Below are 18,089 nucleotides of genomic sequence, written 5' to 3' on the forward strand. Positions count from 1 at the left end.
GGGAGGTCCCGCAGGGGGCCTCCCCTTCGTCGTGCCTCAGGACGATGCGGCGGACGGCTTGTCCCCGAAGCCGCACGTCGAGCGCCACTCGCCGACGGCCGCGAGATAGGTCTGCCACTCGTCGGCGGTGAGGTCGCGTCCCGCAGACGCGCAGGCGGCGTCGCGCAGCATCTCGGGGTCGAGCGTCCAGATGCCGATGCCCTCCACCTCGTCCACGGCGACCTCGAGCCCGTCGGACCGAAGCCACACCGGCCAGGCGAGCGGCGCGTGTGACACGAACGGACCGGCGACGCGGGCCCCGGTCTCCGACTCGTAGAGCACGCTGCTCTGGTCGAGGTCTGCGGTGAGGAACACGTCCCCCGCCTGAGAGAACTGGAAGCGTCCGATCTCCGCGCGCGACCCCTCGCTGGTGGCGATCGGCTCCAGCTCCGTCGTGAAGCGACCGATCATCGGACCGACCTGAGCCACGACCATGCCGTCGTCGTTGATCGCCGCGTTCTCGAGGCCGTCGACGAAGGGCGAGAGCGCCTCGCCGGTGCGGAGGTCGAAGACCTGCGCTCCGACGCCGACCCCGGCGAGGTGCGAGGACACGACGACGTAGTCGTCGTTCGGCGAAGCGACGATGTGCGAGGCGATGCCCTGCACGTCGATCACGGGGCCGTCGGGCTCACCCGTCTCCAGGTCGAAGGGCCACACCGTCCCGTCAGGGTCCGCGGCGATCTGCCGGTCGCCCGCACCGGTACGGAAATGCTCGTAGACGTCCGCACCGATCGGATAGGTGAGGGTGCGCCGCTGCGCCTCGAGGTCGTAGCGGCCGATGTCGTTCGTCGAGGGGAAGTAGGCGACGACCGCGTCATCCGAGGCCCAACTCAGGCCGTCGGCATCGCCCTCGACCTCGGCCTCGACCTCGTCCGACCGCACGTTCCACACCGACCACCCGCACGGGTCGCCGTCACGCCCGAGCCTGCAGACCAGCAACGCGTCCCCGTCCGACCGGTACCCGTCTCCGACGATGTAGCCGGGTCCCGCGACGATGCGGTGGACCGGGCCGTGCCCGTCGAGCGCCCATCGGGTCGCGACCGGCTCGCGCCGGCCGAAGGCGAGGAGCTCGGCGTTGGAGGCCACCAGCGATCCGGTCGCGCCGTGCTGGACGTCGAATCTTGTCTGCGTCGGCCCGCCGAGCGCCAGTGTGCGCTCCTGGATCTCGCCGAACCAGCCGCCGCAGTAGTACGTCCGGCCCGCCGGACGCGCGGCCATGGTCGAGCACGCACCCTCCTGATCGTTCGGCAGCGTGACCGTCCACGCCACGTCGCCGGAGCCGAGGTCGACGAGGGCCACGTGGAACGCGCCCGAGGTCAGCAGCCGGCCGTTCGCCGTGACGGCGATGCCCAGCCCGGTTGCCGCCTCGTCGACCGGCCACGCGTCGAGCTCGCGCCCGGTCGCCGGGTCGATGACGTGCACGGTGCCCGCGGCCACGGCCACGAGGTTGCCGTCGGGTGCGGCCGCCACCGCGATGCCGTCGGGGTCGTCCGCCGACAGCCGCACCGACGTGCGCAGCGCGAGGGTGCGCGCGTCCCACAGGTCGACCGAACCGGACGGGTGGTCGACGGTCGCGACCACCGCACCGCCCGCGCCGATCGCGACATGGAGCGGGACATCGGCGCCCTCCGGCACGGTCGCTTCCGCGGTGGCGAGGACGGTGCCCTCGACGAGGTCGTATGCGGTGAGGGTGCCGCACGCGGTGGGATGGTCGCATCCAGTCGACTGCGCGAGCACCACCGCGAGCGATCCGTCCGCAGCCACCGCGACGGCACGATCACCCGCCTCGATCGCATCGTTCGTGACGGTGCGGAACGCCGTGAGCTCGGCGGCGTCCCTCACCTCGATGCCGCGCGCCGATGCGACGACGATGTCGCCTTCCGCGTCGGCCGCGCCCGCGATGCCCGAAGCCGCCGGCAGCACGATCGATTGGATGAGCTCGGGATGCGAGGCCGCGACGTCGAACAATGCCGCGCGCGAGCGCGGGTCGTCGGGCCAGCGCTCGTAGGCCTCGACCGCGAGGAGAGCGGCGGTCTCTCTCGACGCGCCGGCGAGCGCTGTGACGTCGTCGGCGAGCGCCGCGACCAGCTCGTCGTCGGCCCGGGCGGTCGCCGTGCGGTGGTTCAGGATCGCCACCGCGGCGAGCACGAGAGCGGCGACGGCGGCGACTCCACCGGCCGCGTTGGCGAAGCGCACCCGTCGGCGATTCCGCGCGTCGCGGGCCGCCGCGTCGGCGACCACGCTCGCCTCGCGCTGCCGCTCGACCTCGGATGCGGAGAGGAACTCGCTTTCGACCTCGGCCAAGGTGTCGGTCGATGCGTGCTGCCAGGAGCGCGCCGCGTCGAGCCGAGAGCCACGGTAGAGATCGTCGGCGTTCCTTCCTCCGGCCTCCCACGTGCGCGCCGCCGCCGCCAGGTGAGCGACGAGGCGGTGGGTCTCCGCGTCCTCGTCGAGCCACGCCGTGAGCCGAGGCCACTCGCGGGTGAGCGCCTCATGCGCGAGGAGGTAGTCGTCGGCGCGTGCGACGAGCAGACGTGCCGAGACGAGCCGCGCGACCGCCTCCGCACGGGCGGGCGTGGTCTCGACCGCCGCGCTGTCGGCGGCATGGAGCGCCACGGTGCCGGTGGCGTCGACGGTGACGAGGCGGCGCATGACGGCCCGGCACTCGTCGCGCTGGGCGGAGGTGAGGTTCACGAACACGCGCTCGGCCGAGCGGGCGACGGCGCCCGCGAGCCCGCCGGTGGCCTCGTACGCCTGGATCGTCAAGGTCGCCCCTTCGCGGCGCTCCCATGTCGCGGCGAGCGCGTGGGAGAGCAGCGGGAGCGCCGAGTCGACTCGCTGCGCGTCGTGCAGGATCACGTCGACGAGGCCGTGCTCGATCGCGAGGCCGGACCGCAATGCGGGCTGCTCGACGACCGCCCGGATCGCCGCCGCGGTCGGTGGCGCGACGAGATGGAGCCCGGAGGTCACGAGGGGGCCGATCGCCGCTTGCGCGGCGCAGGCGTCGAGGTGCCGCGACTGGAGCGCCACGACGACCGGCACCCCGTCCGCATGAGCGGATGCCAGCGACTTGAACAGTGCCGCCGCGCGTCCTTCGTCGGTGAGCGCCGCGCCCACGTCGTCCACGATCAGCGGTCGTGAGGCCGAGGCGAGGGCGACGTCGGACGCGGTGGCCGTGGCATCCAGCAGCACCGGCTCGAGCCCGCGCCGCCTCAGGGCGGGCACGACGCCCGCCCGGAGGATCGAGGACTTCCCGATCCCCGAGGGCCCCGACACCGCCGCGAAGCGCGTGCGGTCCAGCGCCTCGAGCACCGTGTCCACGTCGTCCTCTCGCCCGAAGAACAGCTCCGCGTCCTCGGGCTCGTACTCCGCCAAGCCCTTGTAGGGGCAGGCGCGGCTCGGAGGCCGCGCGGCGGGGGCGGCCAGGAGCCGCTCGTCGTGCCGCAGGATCGCCTCCTCGAGCGAGACGAGCGACGGCCCGGGGTCGATGCCGAGCTCGTCGACGAGCAGCCGTTGCGCACGGCGCACGGTCGCAAGCGCCTCCGCCTGCCGCTCGCATCGGTACTGCGCGAGCGCGAGCGCGTGCCACCGGCGCTCGCGATAGGGCTCGGCGGCGCACAGGCCGACGGCCTGTTCGGCCACGGCCCGGTGGTCGCCTGCGGCGAGGCGCGCCTCGAGCAGATCGTCGTCGGCCGATGCGCGCAGCTCGCGGAGCCGATCCGCCTCGTCGCGAGCGGGCGGCCAGTCCTCGAGGACCGCGTAGGGCCGCCCGTGCCACATGCCGATGGCGTGCTCGAGGCTGGTGACCGCGCGCTGTTGCTCGCCGTCGGAGGCGAGCTCGCGGGCGCGGTTCACGGCGGCCTCGAAGTCGTCGGCGTCGATGTCGAGCACGCCGCCCTCCCGGCGCGGGACGATGCGATAGCCACCCGCGACCGTCGCGATCGCGCTGGTGCCGAGCGCCTTGCGCAGGCGGCCGATCGATGCCTGGAGCTGCTTCGCCCACGTCGTGGGCGGCGCCCCATGCCACACGGCCTCGGCAAGCGCGTCGGCATCGACCTCGGCCGGCCGGCACACGAGCAGCGCCTCGAGCACAGCGCGCTCCCGCGGGCTGACTCTCGGCTCGTCCGAGACGCCCCTCCCCCCGAGGACTGCGACCCTCACGCCTTGAGTGTCGGGCTGTGGTTCCGGGTGGTCAACACCTGCCGCGCGAACGCATACCGGATGCATACCCGGGCGCCGCTATTCGAGACCAGGTGCATACGTCCGGGCGCTCGACTGGAGGCGATCTGAAGGAGGTCGACATGTCCATCACTATCGCCCGATCGGTCGGCGGAGCCACACTTGCCGCAGGCGGATTGCTCCTGGGTACGGCGCTGGCGGCTCACGCCGGCGCGGAACCCGTTGCCTCGCCGAGCGGCCCGGAGCTCGTCTGTCGTGAGTCGCGTTGCGTCCCGTCGGACCTGGCCGGCGTGCTCGGCTGGAACGCGGACGCGGCCGGGTCCGCTCTCGATGTCTCGTACACGCTTCTCCCGGGGTGGTCCGCTACCGAGACCGACTCCGGCGACGTGATCCTCCACCTGCCCGAGTGGGTGGCCCCCGGCAGCTTCGGTGTCCCCGCCGTGACGATCTTCGCGGACCCGCTGGCCCCGCGTCAGCCGTGCGGCGACACCGCGCTTCCGAAGGCCGGGACGGACGTCGAGGCCCTCCACCACGCGCTGGCCCAACACCCGGGGCTCGAGGTCACGGTCGATGAGCCTGTCGAGGTCGGGGGCCTGTCGGGTCGTCATCTCGACCTCACCCTTGCCGACGGCTGGACGGACACCTGCCCGGGCGCGGCGGGGGAGCCGGCCGTCGCGTATCTGATCGACGACCACGGCACGCACCTGCACCGCACGGTCACGGCGGACACCCCCGTGCGGCTGTTCCTCCTCGAAGCAGGCGATCGGACGGTCGCCGTCGAGGTCGCGGTGCCCGCGTCTCGGGTCGACTTCGAGCAGTACGTGGAGGTCGCCCAGCAGATGATCGACACGCTCGACTTCGATGTCGCGCCGTAGACGGTCCCGTGGTGGCTGCGCCCGGCGGGCTACCAGCTCGGCTTGGAGTACTGCGGGCACGTCTTCCGCCACTCGCCGACGTCCGCGAGGTACGCGTCCCACTCCTGCTGCGACAGGTTCCGCCCGGCGGTCTCACAGGCGGCCTGATACATGTGCGCCGGATCCACGTCCCACACGGCGACGCCCTCCTCGACGTTCACCGCGATCGCGAGCCCGTCGGGCCGGAGGAAGCCCGCGGTGGCGCCCGGGGAGTTGGCGTCGAGCGGGATGCCGATCAGCTCGGCCCCAGCGGTGTCGAACAGCGAGACGGAGCCGTCACGAGCCGAGACGAGGTACCGCGTGCCATCCGCACTGAACTCGAGCGCGTCGAGCAGGCCGCCGGAGCCGAGCGTCTCGCCCCGCTGGACGAAGTCCGAGTCGAACCGGCGCACGTATTGATCGTGGATCGCGATGGCGGTGCCATCCGAGGTGAGGGCCGCATTCCGTACGAACTTGTTCGGGAACCCCACCTGTCGGCCCGTCCTCGAGTCGAGGAACTGCACGATCGGACCCTCATCGAGCATCGACGTGATGGCGACGAGCGCACCCTCGGCCGATGCGGACACGTGCGTCGGCACACCGATGACGTGGATCGCGTCGCCGATGCGCTGCAAGGTGCTCGTGTCGTAGGTCTCGACGGTCTTGTCGTCGAAGAGGGCGTACGCGCGCGTGCCGTCCGCGGAGACGAACAGCGCCGATGCGTCGGCCGGGACGACGTCGGCGGCCACCTGCACTCCCGTGGCGGCGTCGTAGACGTCGCGTGTGCCGGTCGAGGCCGTGAGCCCGATCACGCGTCCCTCGCCGAACCAGGCCAGGTCCTCGAGGTCGGCGGGCGCGTCGCGCACCGCGACGTCCGACGCGACATCCCAGACGCGGTAGCCGTCCGTCGCGCCGTACGCGTTCGCGACGGGGTCGCGTCGCGCGACGATGAGCCCTCGACCGTCCGCGCTCCAGCGGTCGACCGCCTCGTGGGCGCGTGCGACCACCCGGGTGATGGGGCCGGTGCCGTCGAGGCTCCATCGCGACACGACGCGCCCGCGCGTCGCGGTCGAGAGCAGCGTCGCCTCGTCCGGGGTCACGGCGAGCGCGTCGACGACGCCGTTCTGCGCCGCGCGCACCTGCCCGATCGGCGCGCCCGTGGCGAGGTCGTACTCGCGGATCACGCCGACCTCGCCGGCGCAGAAGACGCGGCCGGTTGCGGGCGCGACCGCGAGCGCGAGGCACGCTCCCGGTGCGACGACCACGTGCTCGTGTGCCCAGAGCACGCGCCCCGAGTTGAGCGAGAGCGCGAGCAGGCCGTCGTCGCCCGCCGCTACCACGGTGCCGTCGTCGGTGACGATCGTGGCGGTGTTCGCGTGGCGTGCGGGCGACTCGAGGGTGCGCGTCACCGTGGCGCTGGGGACGTCGACCACGAGGATGCGGCCGTCGAGGGTGGTGAGCAGCACGGTGACGTCGTCGACGAACACCACCGCCCCCGGTGACTCCACGACGCGGGAGTCCTGCGCACCGACCGCGACCGTCCCGAGGTCGCGGCCCGTCGCCGAGGCTCTCACCGTGAGGTCTCCCGTGCGGCCGTCGACGACGGCGACGTAGGTGCCGTCGGGGCTCACGGCGAGCCCGCCTGGCTCGACCGCGTCGCTGTCGAGCGGCGTCACGGCAAGCTCGGTCTGCTGGTCGAGGTCGAAGGTGGCGAGGGTCGGCCGTTCCTCGGCGCCGCTGCGGCTGTCCGGCGCCACGAGCGCAGCGACGCTTCCGTCGTCGCTCACCGCCACGTCCGGAGCGTCGGGCCAGGACCACGCGGCCGACGTGGCGATGTCGACCTCCTTCGCTCCGGTCTCGAGCCGGCGGACCTCGACCCCGGTCGTGAAACCCAGCACCAGGTGGAGCCCGTCGGCGGTGACAGCCGTGTGCGGCACCTGCTGGTACCGCACGTGAAGGTCGCCGCGGAAGCCAGGGTCGGTGGCGAAGGCGGTGAGGAGCGCGCCCTGCGCGGCCAGAGAGTCCGGCCATCGAAGGTAGGCCTCGGCCGCGAGCAAGAACCCGACGTCGCGTGAGGCTCCCATCACGGCCGCGAAATCCTTGGTGATCGCCTCGAGGTGCGCCCGATCGGTCTGCTCCCGCGCGGTCGTGCCGCGCGACTCCGCGACCCGGTACGCGACGGTCGCCGCCGCGATGCCGACGAGCGCCGTGGCGGCCGCCGCGACGGCCCACCGGCGCATCGTCCTCACGCGCGCCCGCGAGCGCGACTCGCGCCGCTCGGCCTCCTCCGCGGCCGCACGCTCGGCCTCCTCGGCGTCGCGCGACGCGACCAGGAACGTGCGCTCGAGCGGGGTGAGGGCATCCTCGTCGCGGTCGGCCCAGTCCCACGCGATCGCGAGCCGTGGCCCCCGGTACAGGTCCGCCGCGGGCCTTCCGAGCGAGTCCCACGTGGCCGCCGCGGTCGACAGGTGCCCGAGCGCGCGCTGGCCCTCAGCGTCGGCCTCCAGCCAGCCGCGAAGGCGCGGCCAGGCGCGCACGAGCGACTCGTGCGCGAGCTCGAGGTGGTGCTCGCGCGCGCTCACGAGCCTCGCCTGGACCAGCCGGCCGACCACCCGCTGCAGGTCCTCGTCGGCCAGCGTGCGTGAGTCGACCGGGTGGGAGACGACGGCCCCTGCCTCCGTGAGGGTGACGAGCCGGCGCAGGATGAGCGCGCAGCGGCGCCGGTCGTCGACCGGGAGGTTGGTGAAGAGGAGCTCGGCCGAGCGCGCGACCGCGCCGCGGAGCCCACCCGAGGCCTTGTAGCCGTCGATCGTGAGCGTGGAGCCCTCGCGTCGCTGCCAGGTCTCGGCGAGGGCGTGCGACAGGAGCGGCAGCGCTCCCGTGGCGGCCTCGGCGTCCGCAAGCACCACGTCAGGGAAGCCGTGCTCGAGCGTGAGGTGCGCGTGCCGAGCCGGCTCCTCGATCGCCGCCCGGAGCGCGTCCGCGCGCAGGGGCGTCACGAGGTGCAGGCTCGAGAGCACCAGCGACCCGACGGCCGGATCGGCGGCGCACGCGTCGAGGTGGTCCGAGCGGACGGCGATGGCCACGCCGCCGCCGCCGCGGTGGTGCGCGGCGAGCGCGTCGCAGATCTCACGGGACGTCCCTGCGGCCAGCGACGCGGAGAAGGCGGTCTCGAACTGGTCGATCGCGATGACCGCGTGCGCGGGCGCGCGGGTGATCTCCTCGAGCGCCGCGCCCGACGGCGACACCTCGACCATCGTCGTGCCGCGCGCCGTGAGCGCCGGCTGCACGCCCGCGCGCAGGAGTGACGACTTGCCCGTCCCGGACGCGCCCGCCAGCACCAGGAAGCGCATGCGATCGAGGGTCGCCACCGCACGCGCGATGTCCGCGTCGCGCCCGAAGTACACGTCAGCGTCGCCCGGCTCGTAGGCGCTGAGCCCCTTGTAGGGGCATCGGTCGTCCGGGGCGGGCAGCGCGGGTGCGACGGACAGGTCCTCGTCCTGACGCAGGATCGCCTGCTCCAGATCGACGAGCGCGGGCGAGGGATCGAGGCCCAGCTCGTCCCGCAGGACCGCCCGCGCGCGCCGCAGCGCCGCCAGCGCATCGGCCTGCCTCTCGCATCGGTACAGCGCGGTCGCCAGCGCGATCCAGCGCGTCTCCCGCAGCGGCTCCGCCGCGGCGAGCGCGGACGCGGTCGCCGCGACGCCGCGATGGTCGCCGGAGGCGAGGCGCTCGGCGAGGAGGTCGTCCTCCGCCTGGCGGCGCAGCTCGGTGAGCCGCTCGATCTCCACGGCGGCCGGCGGCCAGTCCGCGACCGCCTCGTAGGGATCGGAGGTGCGCCACAGCCCGAGCGCCCTCTCCAGGGCGACGACGGCGCGCCCGTGCTCGCCCTCGCTTGCGAGGGTGGCGGCACGCGCGACCTCGTCCTCGAAGACGTCGACGTCGACCGCACCGCGAGGGAGCTCGAGGCGGTACGCCCGGTCGACCGTGACGATGGAGCCGTTGCCGAGCGAGGTCCGCAGCCGCCATACCGACCCCTGGATCTGCTTCGCCCACGTGCTGGGGGGCGCGTCGCCCCAGACCGCCTCCGCGATGACCTCCGGGCTGACCGCGGTGGGCCGCATGACCAGGAGGGCAGCGAGGACCGAGCGCTCCCGCCGATTGTGGTGGGGTGCCTCCTTGCCGGCGGTCTCGCCGAGGACCTCCACGGTCACCAGTTCAGTCTTCGCGCGGCACCGGCGACGGTCAAGGACTGTGGACGGCCCGCACACCGCCGGAACACCGCGGGAGACCGGCGGAGATGCGCCGCGTGGTCCGTTGGAGGCGTCCCTGAAAGGAGCGCCACCATGTCCCACCGCATCCACCTCTCCCACACGAGCCGGACCACGCTCGCCGCCGCCGCCATCGTCATCGCGCTCGTGGTCGGCGCGGTGCTCGCCGTCGGCATCCGCGCGTGGTCCGACCCCCGGCCTGGGCTCGGCTTCGAGCCCCCGCAGGTCGTCACCCGGGTCCAGGCCGTCGCCTATGTGCCCGAGCGCCATTCACAGTTCACGCTTGAGGACAACCTCTCGCCCATGGAGCCGCAGGCCTTCAACCTCAACGGCGTCGTCGACAAGGTCGCCTCGCAGCCGATCAGCGGCGGTGTCCCGCCGTACGCGGTCGACGGCTGGCACGCGCCCGCGACGATCCCGATCAGCGGCGGGCAGCCGCCCTACTCCTACGAGGGCTGGAGCGCGGACGGCTACGAGCCCATCGGCGGCGGCCTGCCCGTCTACGCCGAGGACGGCTACGAGCCCATGAGCGGCGGCGTGCCGGACTACGCCGAGTAGTGCCGGTCCGACGACGCGGCGACGGGGGAGGCCCCGCACAGGGCCTCCCCTTCGTCGTGCCTCAGGACGATGCGTCGGGCGGCTCGTCGCCGAATCCGCACGTCGAGCGCCACTCGCCCAGCGGGGCGAGGTAGGTCTCCCACTCCTCGGCCGTGAGGTCCCTGCCGGCGGACGCGCAGGCCGCGTCGCGCAGGGACCCAGGATCGAGCGACCACACGTCGATGCCATCGCTCGTGGTCACGGCGACCTCGCGTCCGTCCGGACGTAGCGCCGCGGGCCACAGGTAGGGCGAGTCCGACGTCAGCGGGCCCGCGACACGTAGGCCGGACACGGTGTCGAACACCACGGAGCCGTTCCCGTCGCCGCCGACCACGAACAGGTCACCCGCATCGCTGAACTCGATCGTGCTGACGTTGCGACCGGGCATGTCGCTCCTGCCCAGCAGGTCGAGCCCTGTCGTGAGCCGGGCGACGCCCCCGGCGGTTGCCGCGGCCACCGTGCCCCCGTCGTTGACCTCCGCGAGCCAGAGGCCTTCCCGGACGGGGGACAGCGCCTCGCCCGAGGCGGCGTCGAATACCTGGACGGCGGGCGTCCCGTCGCCGAGGGTGCTCGAGATCACGAGCAGGCTGCCGTCCGGCGAGGACGCCGCGTGGTCGACCGCACCCTCGATCCGCAGCCGGGGGCCGATGGCGGCGCCGGTGGCCGTGTCGATGGTCCGGAACTGGCCGTTCGCGTCGATGACGTGCAGCGCGCTGCCGTCGCTCGACGGGTAGACGCGTGCGGACGGTGCGAACGAGTACGTCGTCGTCAGCCGCCCCGCGCTCAGCGAGAAGCGGCCGGCGTGGTTCTCGGTGAACCCGTACGCGAGCACCGTGCCCTCGTCGATCCATCCGAAGACGGTGACGCTGTCGAAGCTGTCGACCGGGCGGTCGGCGGCCACGTCCCAGGTGCCGAAGTCGGTGTATGTGTCCCACGCGGAGTCGTCGGAACGGCGCCCGCTCACGAGCAGGAGCGCGCCGCTCGGAGAATACCCGTCGAACATCACCTGACCGGCGGCGATCGAGCGGCGGACCGCGCCGTCGCCGGTGGTGGTCCACCTCGTCACGACCGGGGTGAGCGCCGCGACCGACGTGAGCTCGCCGTGCGCGAGCGCGAGCGCCCCGGCGTGCTCCGGCTGAGCGGTGAGCACCCGCCCGGTGCTGAGCCCGGTCGTGAGGTCCCATTCGGTCACCACGCCGTCGAAGTCCGCGCAGTAGACATGCGAGGCGTCGTCGTCGACCGCCAACCAGCCGCACGGTCCCGTCTCGTTGGCGCTGAGCGAGGCCACCCATCTCGGGTCCCCGGTGACCGGGTCGACGGCTGCGAGCGCTCCGGCGCCGGCGGTCACGAGCGTGCCGTCATCCGTGACGGCGGCGGACAGGCCCGTCGCGGAGGCCAGCAGCGAGAACTCCGAGATCTGCTGGGCCGTGCGCGGGTCGACGAGCCTCACCTGGCCGGGCTGCGTCACGACGATCTCGCCCGTCCGCGCCGCGGCGAGCGCCACATCGTCCACGCGGGTGCCCGCGATCCGGATCGTGCCCGTGATCCTGTGGTTGGCGGGGTTGCGCAGCTCGACCGTCCCGCGCTCGCGGTTGACCGTGGCGACGCTCGTGCCGGCGGCATCCACCTGGATCTGGAGCGGGTGCCCGACGCGCTCGGGCACGGCGCCTTCCAGCCTGGTCGTGTTCACCATCTGTCCGGTCGTGGCGTCGATCGTGAGGAGGGCGCCGCAGGCAGCGGCACCGTCGCACCCCGCCGCGTCGGCGAGCACCGCCACGAGCGAGCCGTCCGCGGACGCCGCCACGGCACGCCGGCCGACCTCGGCCCACGACGCGGGTGCCGACACCTCCCACACCACCTCGTCCGTGTCGTCGTCGATGCCGCGCACGCCGGCACCGGACACGAGCACGTGGGTCCCCGTGCCCAGGTCCGCGTAGGCGAGTCCTCCGGAGTCCGGGAGGACCGACGACGACGTCAGATCCGGGTGCGCCGCGGCCGAGTCGAAGAGGGCGGCCCGCGCGCGGGGATCGTCGGGCACGCGGGACCAGACCTCGGCGGCGAGCAGGGCCGCGACCGGCCGGGACCAGGTCGCCATGTCGCCGATCCGCTCGGTCAACGACGCGATCACCGCATCCTGTCGCCGTGCCTCCGCCGACCGGTGCAGCGCGAACGTGGCGGCCCCGAGCGCGACGAGGGCCACCGCGGCGGCCGCGACCGACGCGTTGAGCCCCCGGGTCCGACGGGTCCGGCGGCGCTCGCGGGCGGCGACCTCGTCCGCGGCGGCCACCGAGCGGTCGAGGAACTCCTCCTCGATGGGAGCGAGCGGCGCGCGCGACCCCTCCCTCCACGCGACGACCGTCGCGAGCCGGGAGCCGCGGTACAGGTCGTCGGGGCTCCGGCCGCCGTCGTCCCACGCTGCGGCGGCCGCGGTGAGGTGCGCGAGCTGCCGGCTCGCCTCGGCGTCCTCCTCGAGCCAGTGCGCCAGCCGCGGCCATGCGCGGGCGAGCGACTCGTGGGCGAGGACGTAGCCGTCCGCGCGCGCCACGACGAGCCGCGCGGCGACGAAGCGCGCCACCGCCTCGGCGCGCGCCGGCGCCTTGTGGACGATGGCCGGGTCGGCGGCGTGAAGCGTGAGGGAGCCGTCCGGCCCCACCTCGACGAGGCGCTGCATGAGCGTCCGGCATTCGACCCGCTCGGCGGCCCCGAGGTTGAGGAACACGCGCTCCGCGGTTCGCGCCACCGCGCCCAGCACGCCCCCGGTCGACTCGTACGCCTCGATGGTGAGCGTGCTGCCCTCGCGCCTCTCCCACGTCGCCGCGAGCGAGTGGGACAGCAGCGGCAGGGAGGCGTCGACCCGCGCGGCGTCGTGCAGCACCACGTCGACGAGTCCGTGCTCGAGGGTGAGCCCGCTGCGCTGCGCCGGCTGCTCGACCACGTCCCGGATCGCCTCCGCCGTCGGGGGTGCCATCAGGTGCAGCCCGGCGCTGACGAGCGCGCCGATCCTCGGCTGGGCGACGCAGGCGTCGAGCTGCAGCGACTGGACCACGATCGCGATGCGCGCGCCGGCGGCGTGGGCGTCGGCGAGCGCGTCCGCCAAGGCGGCGGCGCGTTCGGGATCGCCGAAGGCCCGTCCGACGTCGTCCAGCATGAGCGGCGCGCTACGGGAGGCCGTCGCGACCTGGGCAGGTGTGGCCGTGGCGCCGAGCAGCACCGGGTCCAGCCCGCGGCGGCGCAGCTCGGGGATCACCCCGGCGCGCAGGAGCGACGACTTCCCGATGCCGGACGGCCCGGTGACCGTGACGAACCCGGTGCGATCGAGCAGGTCCAGCACCGCGGCGACGTCCCCGTCGCGGCCGAAGAACAGGTCGGCGTCGCGGGACTCGTACACGCTCAGGCCCTTGTAGGGGCAGCCGGCGCTCGGCGGGCGGGCGGCGGGCGGCGCGAGCAGCGCCGCATCCTGTCGCAGGATCGCGTCCTCGAGCTCGGCCAGCGACGGACCCGGATCGATCCCGAGCTCGTCGACCAGCAGGCGCTGCGCCCGACGGGTCGTGTCGAGCGCGTCCGCCTGACGTTCGCACCGGTACTGAGCGAGCGCCAGGGCGTGCCAGCGCCGCTCGCGGTACGGCTGCGAGGCCACGAGCGCGGTGGCGTGCTCCGCCACCGCCCGGTGGTCCCCGGCCGCGAGCCGGGCCTCGAGCAGGTCGTCGAGCGCGGACTCGCGCACCTCCGCGAGCCGCGCGGCCTCGTCGTGCGCGGCGGGCCAGTCCGCGATCGCCTCGTACGGCGGCGCGCGCCACAGGCTCAACGCACGCTCGAGCGTGGTGACCGCGCGCTGGTGCTCGCCGTCGGCGGAGTAGCCGCGAGCGCGGTCGACCGCAGCCTCGAACTCGTCCACGTCGGCCTCGACTGTGCCGCCGTCGGCGGTGGGGACGATGCGGTAGCCGGTGGGAGTGGTCGAGATCGAGTCGGGGCCGAGCACCTTCCGGAGCCGCCCGATCGCCGCCTGGAGCTGCTTGAGCCACGTCTTCGGCGGATCGTCGGACCAGAGGGCCTCGGCGATCCGGTCGGCGCTGGCGCAGGCGGGGCGGGCCACCAGGAGCGCCTCGAGCACGGCCTGCTCCCGCGGGCTCACCCCCGGTTCCGCCGAGGGGCCCGTTCCCCCGAGGACGGAGACCCTCACCCTTCCACTGTGGAACCGCGGACGCCCGCGGTCAAACGCCCGGCGGGTCGCGCATACCCCACGCATACCGGGCCGAGCAGGGCGCATACCGGGGCCTGGCGGGGCGGGTGTGTCCTGAAGGTGTCCCTGGAAGGAGGGCAAGATCATGTGGACTCTGCTGAAGCAACGGACCAGCAACCGCGTGCCGGTCGTCGCCAAGGGTCTCGGACTCGTCGCGGGGCTCGTCGGAGCAGCCGCGATGTCCATGGGAGCAGTCGCGGTGGCCAACGACACTGATGACACCCCGTCCGGCAGCGACGAGGCGGTCGGCTACGTCTATTCGGGTGGCTCGTGGGGCTCCGAGGAGTCGCTGAGCGACACCGGCGCCGGATCGGACGACGCCTACACGCCGATGCCGTGCGTGCCCGAGGGTGCCTACGGCGCGACCGAGGAGGACGAGGCCTACACGCCGATGCCGTGCGTGCCCGAGGGTGCCTACGGCGCGACCGAGGAGGACGAGGCGTACGAGCCGATGTGCGGTGGGCTTCCGCCCTATGCGCAGTCCGACGAGGACGCGACCGACGACGCCTACGAGCCGATGTGCGGCGGCGTGCCGCCCTACGCGGTGGATGACTACGAGCCGATCTGCGGTGGGCTCCCGCCCTACGCCGTGGACGACTACGAGCCGATGTGCGGTGGCGTGCCGGACTACGCCGAGTGAGGCAGCACCGACTGCTCGGCGATGGGAGGTCCCGATCGGGACCTCCCCCTTTCACCGACCTCAGCGTCTCGCGATGCGAGACGCGGTTGTCGTATCGTGGACAACGGCCCTAGGATGAGCACACGACAGGCCGGTCGCGCGGCCCCCGCTCACGAGGCGGTCGGGCCGCCATGAGCCGGCTTCGACCACGACTTCGAAGGGGAACCTCATGACGTCCTACCGCCTCGCGGTGGTCGCCGGCGACGGCATCGGCCCGGAGGTCGTGGCGGAGGGGCTCAAGTGCCTCGCCGCCGCGACGGAGGGCACCGACCTCACGTTCGAGACCACCGAGTTCGACCTCGGCGCGAAGCGCTGGCACGCGACGGGGGAGACCCTCACGGACGCAGACCTCGAGGCGATCAAGGGTCACGACGTCATCCTGCTGGGCGCGATCGGCGACCCGACGGTGCCGTCCGGCGTCCTCGAGCGCGGCCTGCTCCTCAAGCTCCGCTTCGAGCTCGACCAGTACGTGAACCTGCGCCCCTCCCGCCTGTACCCGGGCGAGGTCTCGCCGCTGCGCGACCCGGGCGACATCGACTTCGTCGTGGTCCGCGAGGGCACCGAGGGCCCGTACGTCGGCAACGGCGGCGCGCTCCGCGTGAACACCCCGCACGAGATCGCGACCGAGGTCTCCGTCAACACCCGCCACGGCGTCGAGCGCGTGGTCCGCTACGCGTTCTCCGTCGCCGCCGGCCGCGAGCGCCAGCACGTCACGCTCGTGCACAAGCACAACGTGCTCGTCCATGCGGGCCACCTGTGGCGCCGCACCGTCGAGGCCGTCGCGCCGGAGTTCCCGGACGTCACCTGGGACTACCTGCACGTCGACGCGGCGACCATCAAGCTCGTCACCGACCCGTCGTCCTTCGACGTGATCGTCACCGACAACCTCTTCGGCGACATCCTCACGGACGAGGCCGCCGCGATCTCCGGCGGCATCGGCCTCGCGGCGTCCGGCAACGTCAACCCCGACAAGACCGGCCCGTCGATGTTCGAGCCGGTCCACGGCTCGGCGCCCGACATCGCCGGCCAGCAGAAGGCGGATCCGTCGGCCACCGTGCTGTCGGTCGCGATGATGCTCGACTTCCTCGGCCACCACGAGCTGGCCGCCACGGTCGAGCAGGCGGTCGCGGACGATGCGGCGGCCAAGGTCGCGGAGGGCTGGGGCCCCCGCACCACCGCCGAGGTCGGCGACGCGGTCGCCGCCCGCATCCGCGGCTAGCCCGGACCGGACCCCGTCGCGGCGGAGGAGGGGGCGCAAGGCGTCGCCTCCTCCGCCGACTACTCTCGTACTCACCCCGCATCCCAGGAAGGCTTTGAAGTGACCGACACCGCCGCATCGTCCACCGCCGAGGCCTTCCGCGTCGTCCCGAACCCGAGCCCGGCTACCGACGCCGAGCGCGCGGAGAAGCTCAAGGACCTCGCCTTCGGCCTCCAGTTCACGGACCACATGGCCCACATGACCTGGACCGCCGAGGAGGGCTGGGGCGACCGTCGCGTCGAGCCGTACGGCCCGATCCCGATGGACCCCGCGGCCTCCGTGCTGCACTACGCCCAGGAGATCTTCGAGGGACTGAAGGCGTACCGCTGGGCCGACGGTTCGATCCACCTGTTCCGCCCCGTCGCGAACGCCGAGCGCCTCCAGCGCTCCGCGTGGCGCATGGCGCTGCCCGAGCTGCCCGTCGAGGACTTCATGGCCTCGATCGCTGCGCTGATCGAGCTCGACCACGCGTGGGTGCCCGATGCCCCCGAGACGTCGCTGTACCTGCGCCCGTTCCTCATCGGCACGGACGTGTTCCTCGGGCTGCGCGCCCCCAAGCGGGTCGACTACCTGCTCATCGCGTCGCCCTCGGGCCCGTACTTCCCGGGCGGCATCAAGCCCGTGAGCATCTGGGTCGAGCGCGACTATCACCGCGCGGGCCCGGGCGGCACCGGCGCCGCGAAGTGCGGCGGCAACTACGCGGCCTCCCTGCGCCCGCAGATGGCCGCCTACGAGCGCGGCTTCGACCAGGTCCTCTACCTGGACGCCGCCACGGGCTCGGTGCTCGAGGAGCTCGGCGGCATGAACGTGTTCGCGGTCCGCAAGGACGGCACCGTGCTCACGCCGATCATCAACGGCAACATCCTCGAGGGCGTGACTCGCAAGAGCGTCATCCAGCTCGTCGAGGAGCGCGACCTCAAGGTGGTCGAGCGCGACATCACCCTCGCCGAGCTGCGCGAGGGCATCGAGGACGGCGAGATCACCGAGGTCTTCGCGTGCGGCACCGCGGCGATCATCACGCCGGTGGGCCGCATCGCCTCGACGGACTTCGACGTGACCGTGGGCGACGGCGCGCCCGGCGCGGTCACCACGGCCGTCCGTCAGCGGCTCACCGACATCCAGTACGGCCGCTCCGAGGACACCTACGGCTGGATGACCAAGGTCCGCTGACGGGACGATGCGCGGGCCCGCCCCGCGCCCTCGCGCGTCCGCCGCTCACCCCCCAAGATGGGAGGGAGCAGCCGACGCCGAGGAGGAGCACGTGCCCGTCAAGGACCTCACCCTGACCAGCCCCGACATCGCGGACATGGAGCGGATCGACGACCGCTTCGCCGGCCAGTTCGGCGCGGAGACCCCGCGCCTGGTCGTCGACGGGATCCCCGCGCAGGCGGTAGAGCTCGCCGTCGTCTGCCACGACCCGGACGCGCCCAAGCCGTTCGGCTTCACTCACTGGACGCTGTACGGGCTCGCACCGCTCGACGGCGCGATCGACATCGACGCGGGCCGTCCCGGGCCCAACGACGACGGCGGGCATGGCTATGTCGGCCCGTTCCCGCCCTACGGCCACGGCGACCACCGGTACTACTTCCACCTGTACGCGCTCACCCGTCCGGTCGAGGGTGAGCCCACGCGCGACGAGTTCCTCCACCGCTACGGCGACGCGATCGTCGAGCAGGCCAGGCTCGTCGCGACCTACTCGCGCTGAGGCGTCGGCGGGATCGGCACACCCGCGCACGCGGCGACCCTGCGCCTCCCGTGCTCGGCGATTTCATGCACTTCGGACGCGCCAAGGCCCGTTTCCGCATCAGTCGCGCGCAGATGGCCCGCCCAACACGGGTCCACTTCCGACCTGAGGGGCCGTGCCGAGGAATGGTCCGGCGCGAGATCGGCCGAAGTGCATGAAAACGCCGAGCGACACGGTCCGACACCCGGG

At 73.4% G+C, this 18,089-nt stretch carries 9 protein-coding genes; 6 read left to right on the forward strand and 3 right to left on the reverse strand.

Annotated features, from left to right (window positions below; genetic code table 11):
* Positions 1-36: 36 nt before the first annotated feature.
* Complete coding sequence (locus tag AOM02_RS06755; protein WP_169746607.1) at positions 37-4,200, reverse strand: nSTAND1 domain-containing NTPase; 4,164 nt, start codon at positions 4,198-4,200, stop codon at positions 37-39.
* A 308-nt stretch (positions 4,201-4,508) separates the two neighbouring features.
* Here AOM02_RS06755 and AOM02_RS06760 point away from each other — a divergent pair, with 308 nt between their 5' ends.
* The gene (locus AOM02_RS06760; RefSeq protein WP_156156123.1) at positions 4,509-5,093 is read left to right on the forward strand and encodes a hypothetical protein; all 585 of its coding nucleotides are present in this window, start codon (positions 4,509-4,511) and stop codon (positions 5,091-5,093) included.
* Between the two features lie 29 nt (positions 5,094-5,122).
* Here AOM02_RS06760 and AOM02_RS06765 read toward each other — a convergent pair whose 3' ends face one another.
* A complete protein-coding gene (locus AOM02_RS06765; protein ID WP_062298040.1) occupies positions 5,123-9,325 on the reverse strand; it encodes an nSTAND1 domain-containing NTPase in 4,203 nt (1,400 codons plus the stop codon).
* Between the two features lie 132 nt (positions 9,326-9,457).
* Between AOM02_RS06765 and AOM02_RS14485 the strand changes: the two genes are divergently transcribed.
* On the forward strand, positions 9,458-9,940 hold the full coding sequence (locus AOM02_RS14485) for a hypothetical protein (protein WP_062298042.1): 483 nt from the start codon (positions 9,458-9,460) through the stop codon (positions 9,938-9,940).
* 61 nt (positions 9,941-10,001) lie between these two features.
* On the opposite strand, the gene AOM02_RS06775 is transcribed toward AOM02_RS14485, so the two are convergent.
* Positions 10,002-14,111: an nSTAND1 domain-containing NTPase gene (locus AOM02_RS06775; RefSeq protein WP_169746608.1), complete on the reverse strand. Its 4,110-nt coding sequence runs from the start codon at positions 14,109-14,111 to the stop codon at positions 10,002-10,004.
* A gap of 193 nt (positions 14,112-14,304) precedes the next feature.
* Between AOM02_RS06775 and AOM02_RS06780 the strand changes: the two genes are divergently transcribed.
* From AOM02_RS06780 to AOM02_RS06795, 4 genes are all read left to right on the forward strand, one after another.
* Positions 14,305-14,859, forward strand: coding sequence for a hypothetical protein (locus AOM02_RS06780; RefSeq protein WP_062298047.1), 555 nt, complete (start codon positions 14,305-14,307; stop codon positions 14,857-14,859).
* Positions 14,860-15,067: 208 nt separating this feature from the next.
* Entirely contained in the window at positions 15,068-16,117 is a 1,050-nt protein-coding gene (locus AOM02_RS06785) for a 3-isopropylmalate dehydrogenase (protein ID WP_062298049.1), read from the forward strand.
* 99 nt (positions 16,118-16,216) lie between these two features.
* A complete protein-coding gene (locus tag AOM02_RS06790; RefSeq protein WP_062298051.1) occupies positions 16,217-17,326 on the forward strand; it encodes a branched-chain amino acid aminotransferase in 1,110 nt (369 codons plus the stop codon).
* 91 nt (positions 17,327-17,417) lie between these two features.
* Positions 17,418-17,861, forward strand: a complete 444-nt coding sequence (locus tag AOM02_RS06795) for a YbhB/YbcL family Raf kinase inhibitor-like protein (RefSeq protein WP_062298059.1) — start codon at positions 17,418-17,420, stop codon at positions 17,859-17,861.
* The last annotated feature ends 228 nt before the right edge of the window (positions 17,862-18,089 follow it).

This window comes from Demequina maris (assembly GCF_000971155.1).
Lineage (GTDB): Bacteria > Actinomycetota > Actinomycetes > Actinomycetales > Demequinaceae > Demequina > Demequina maris.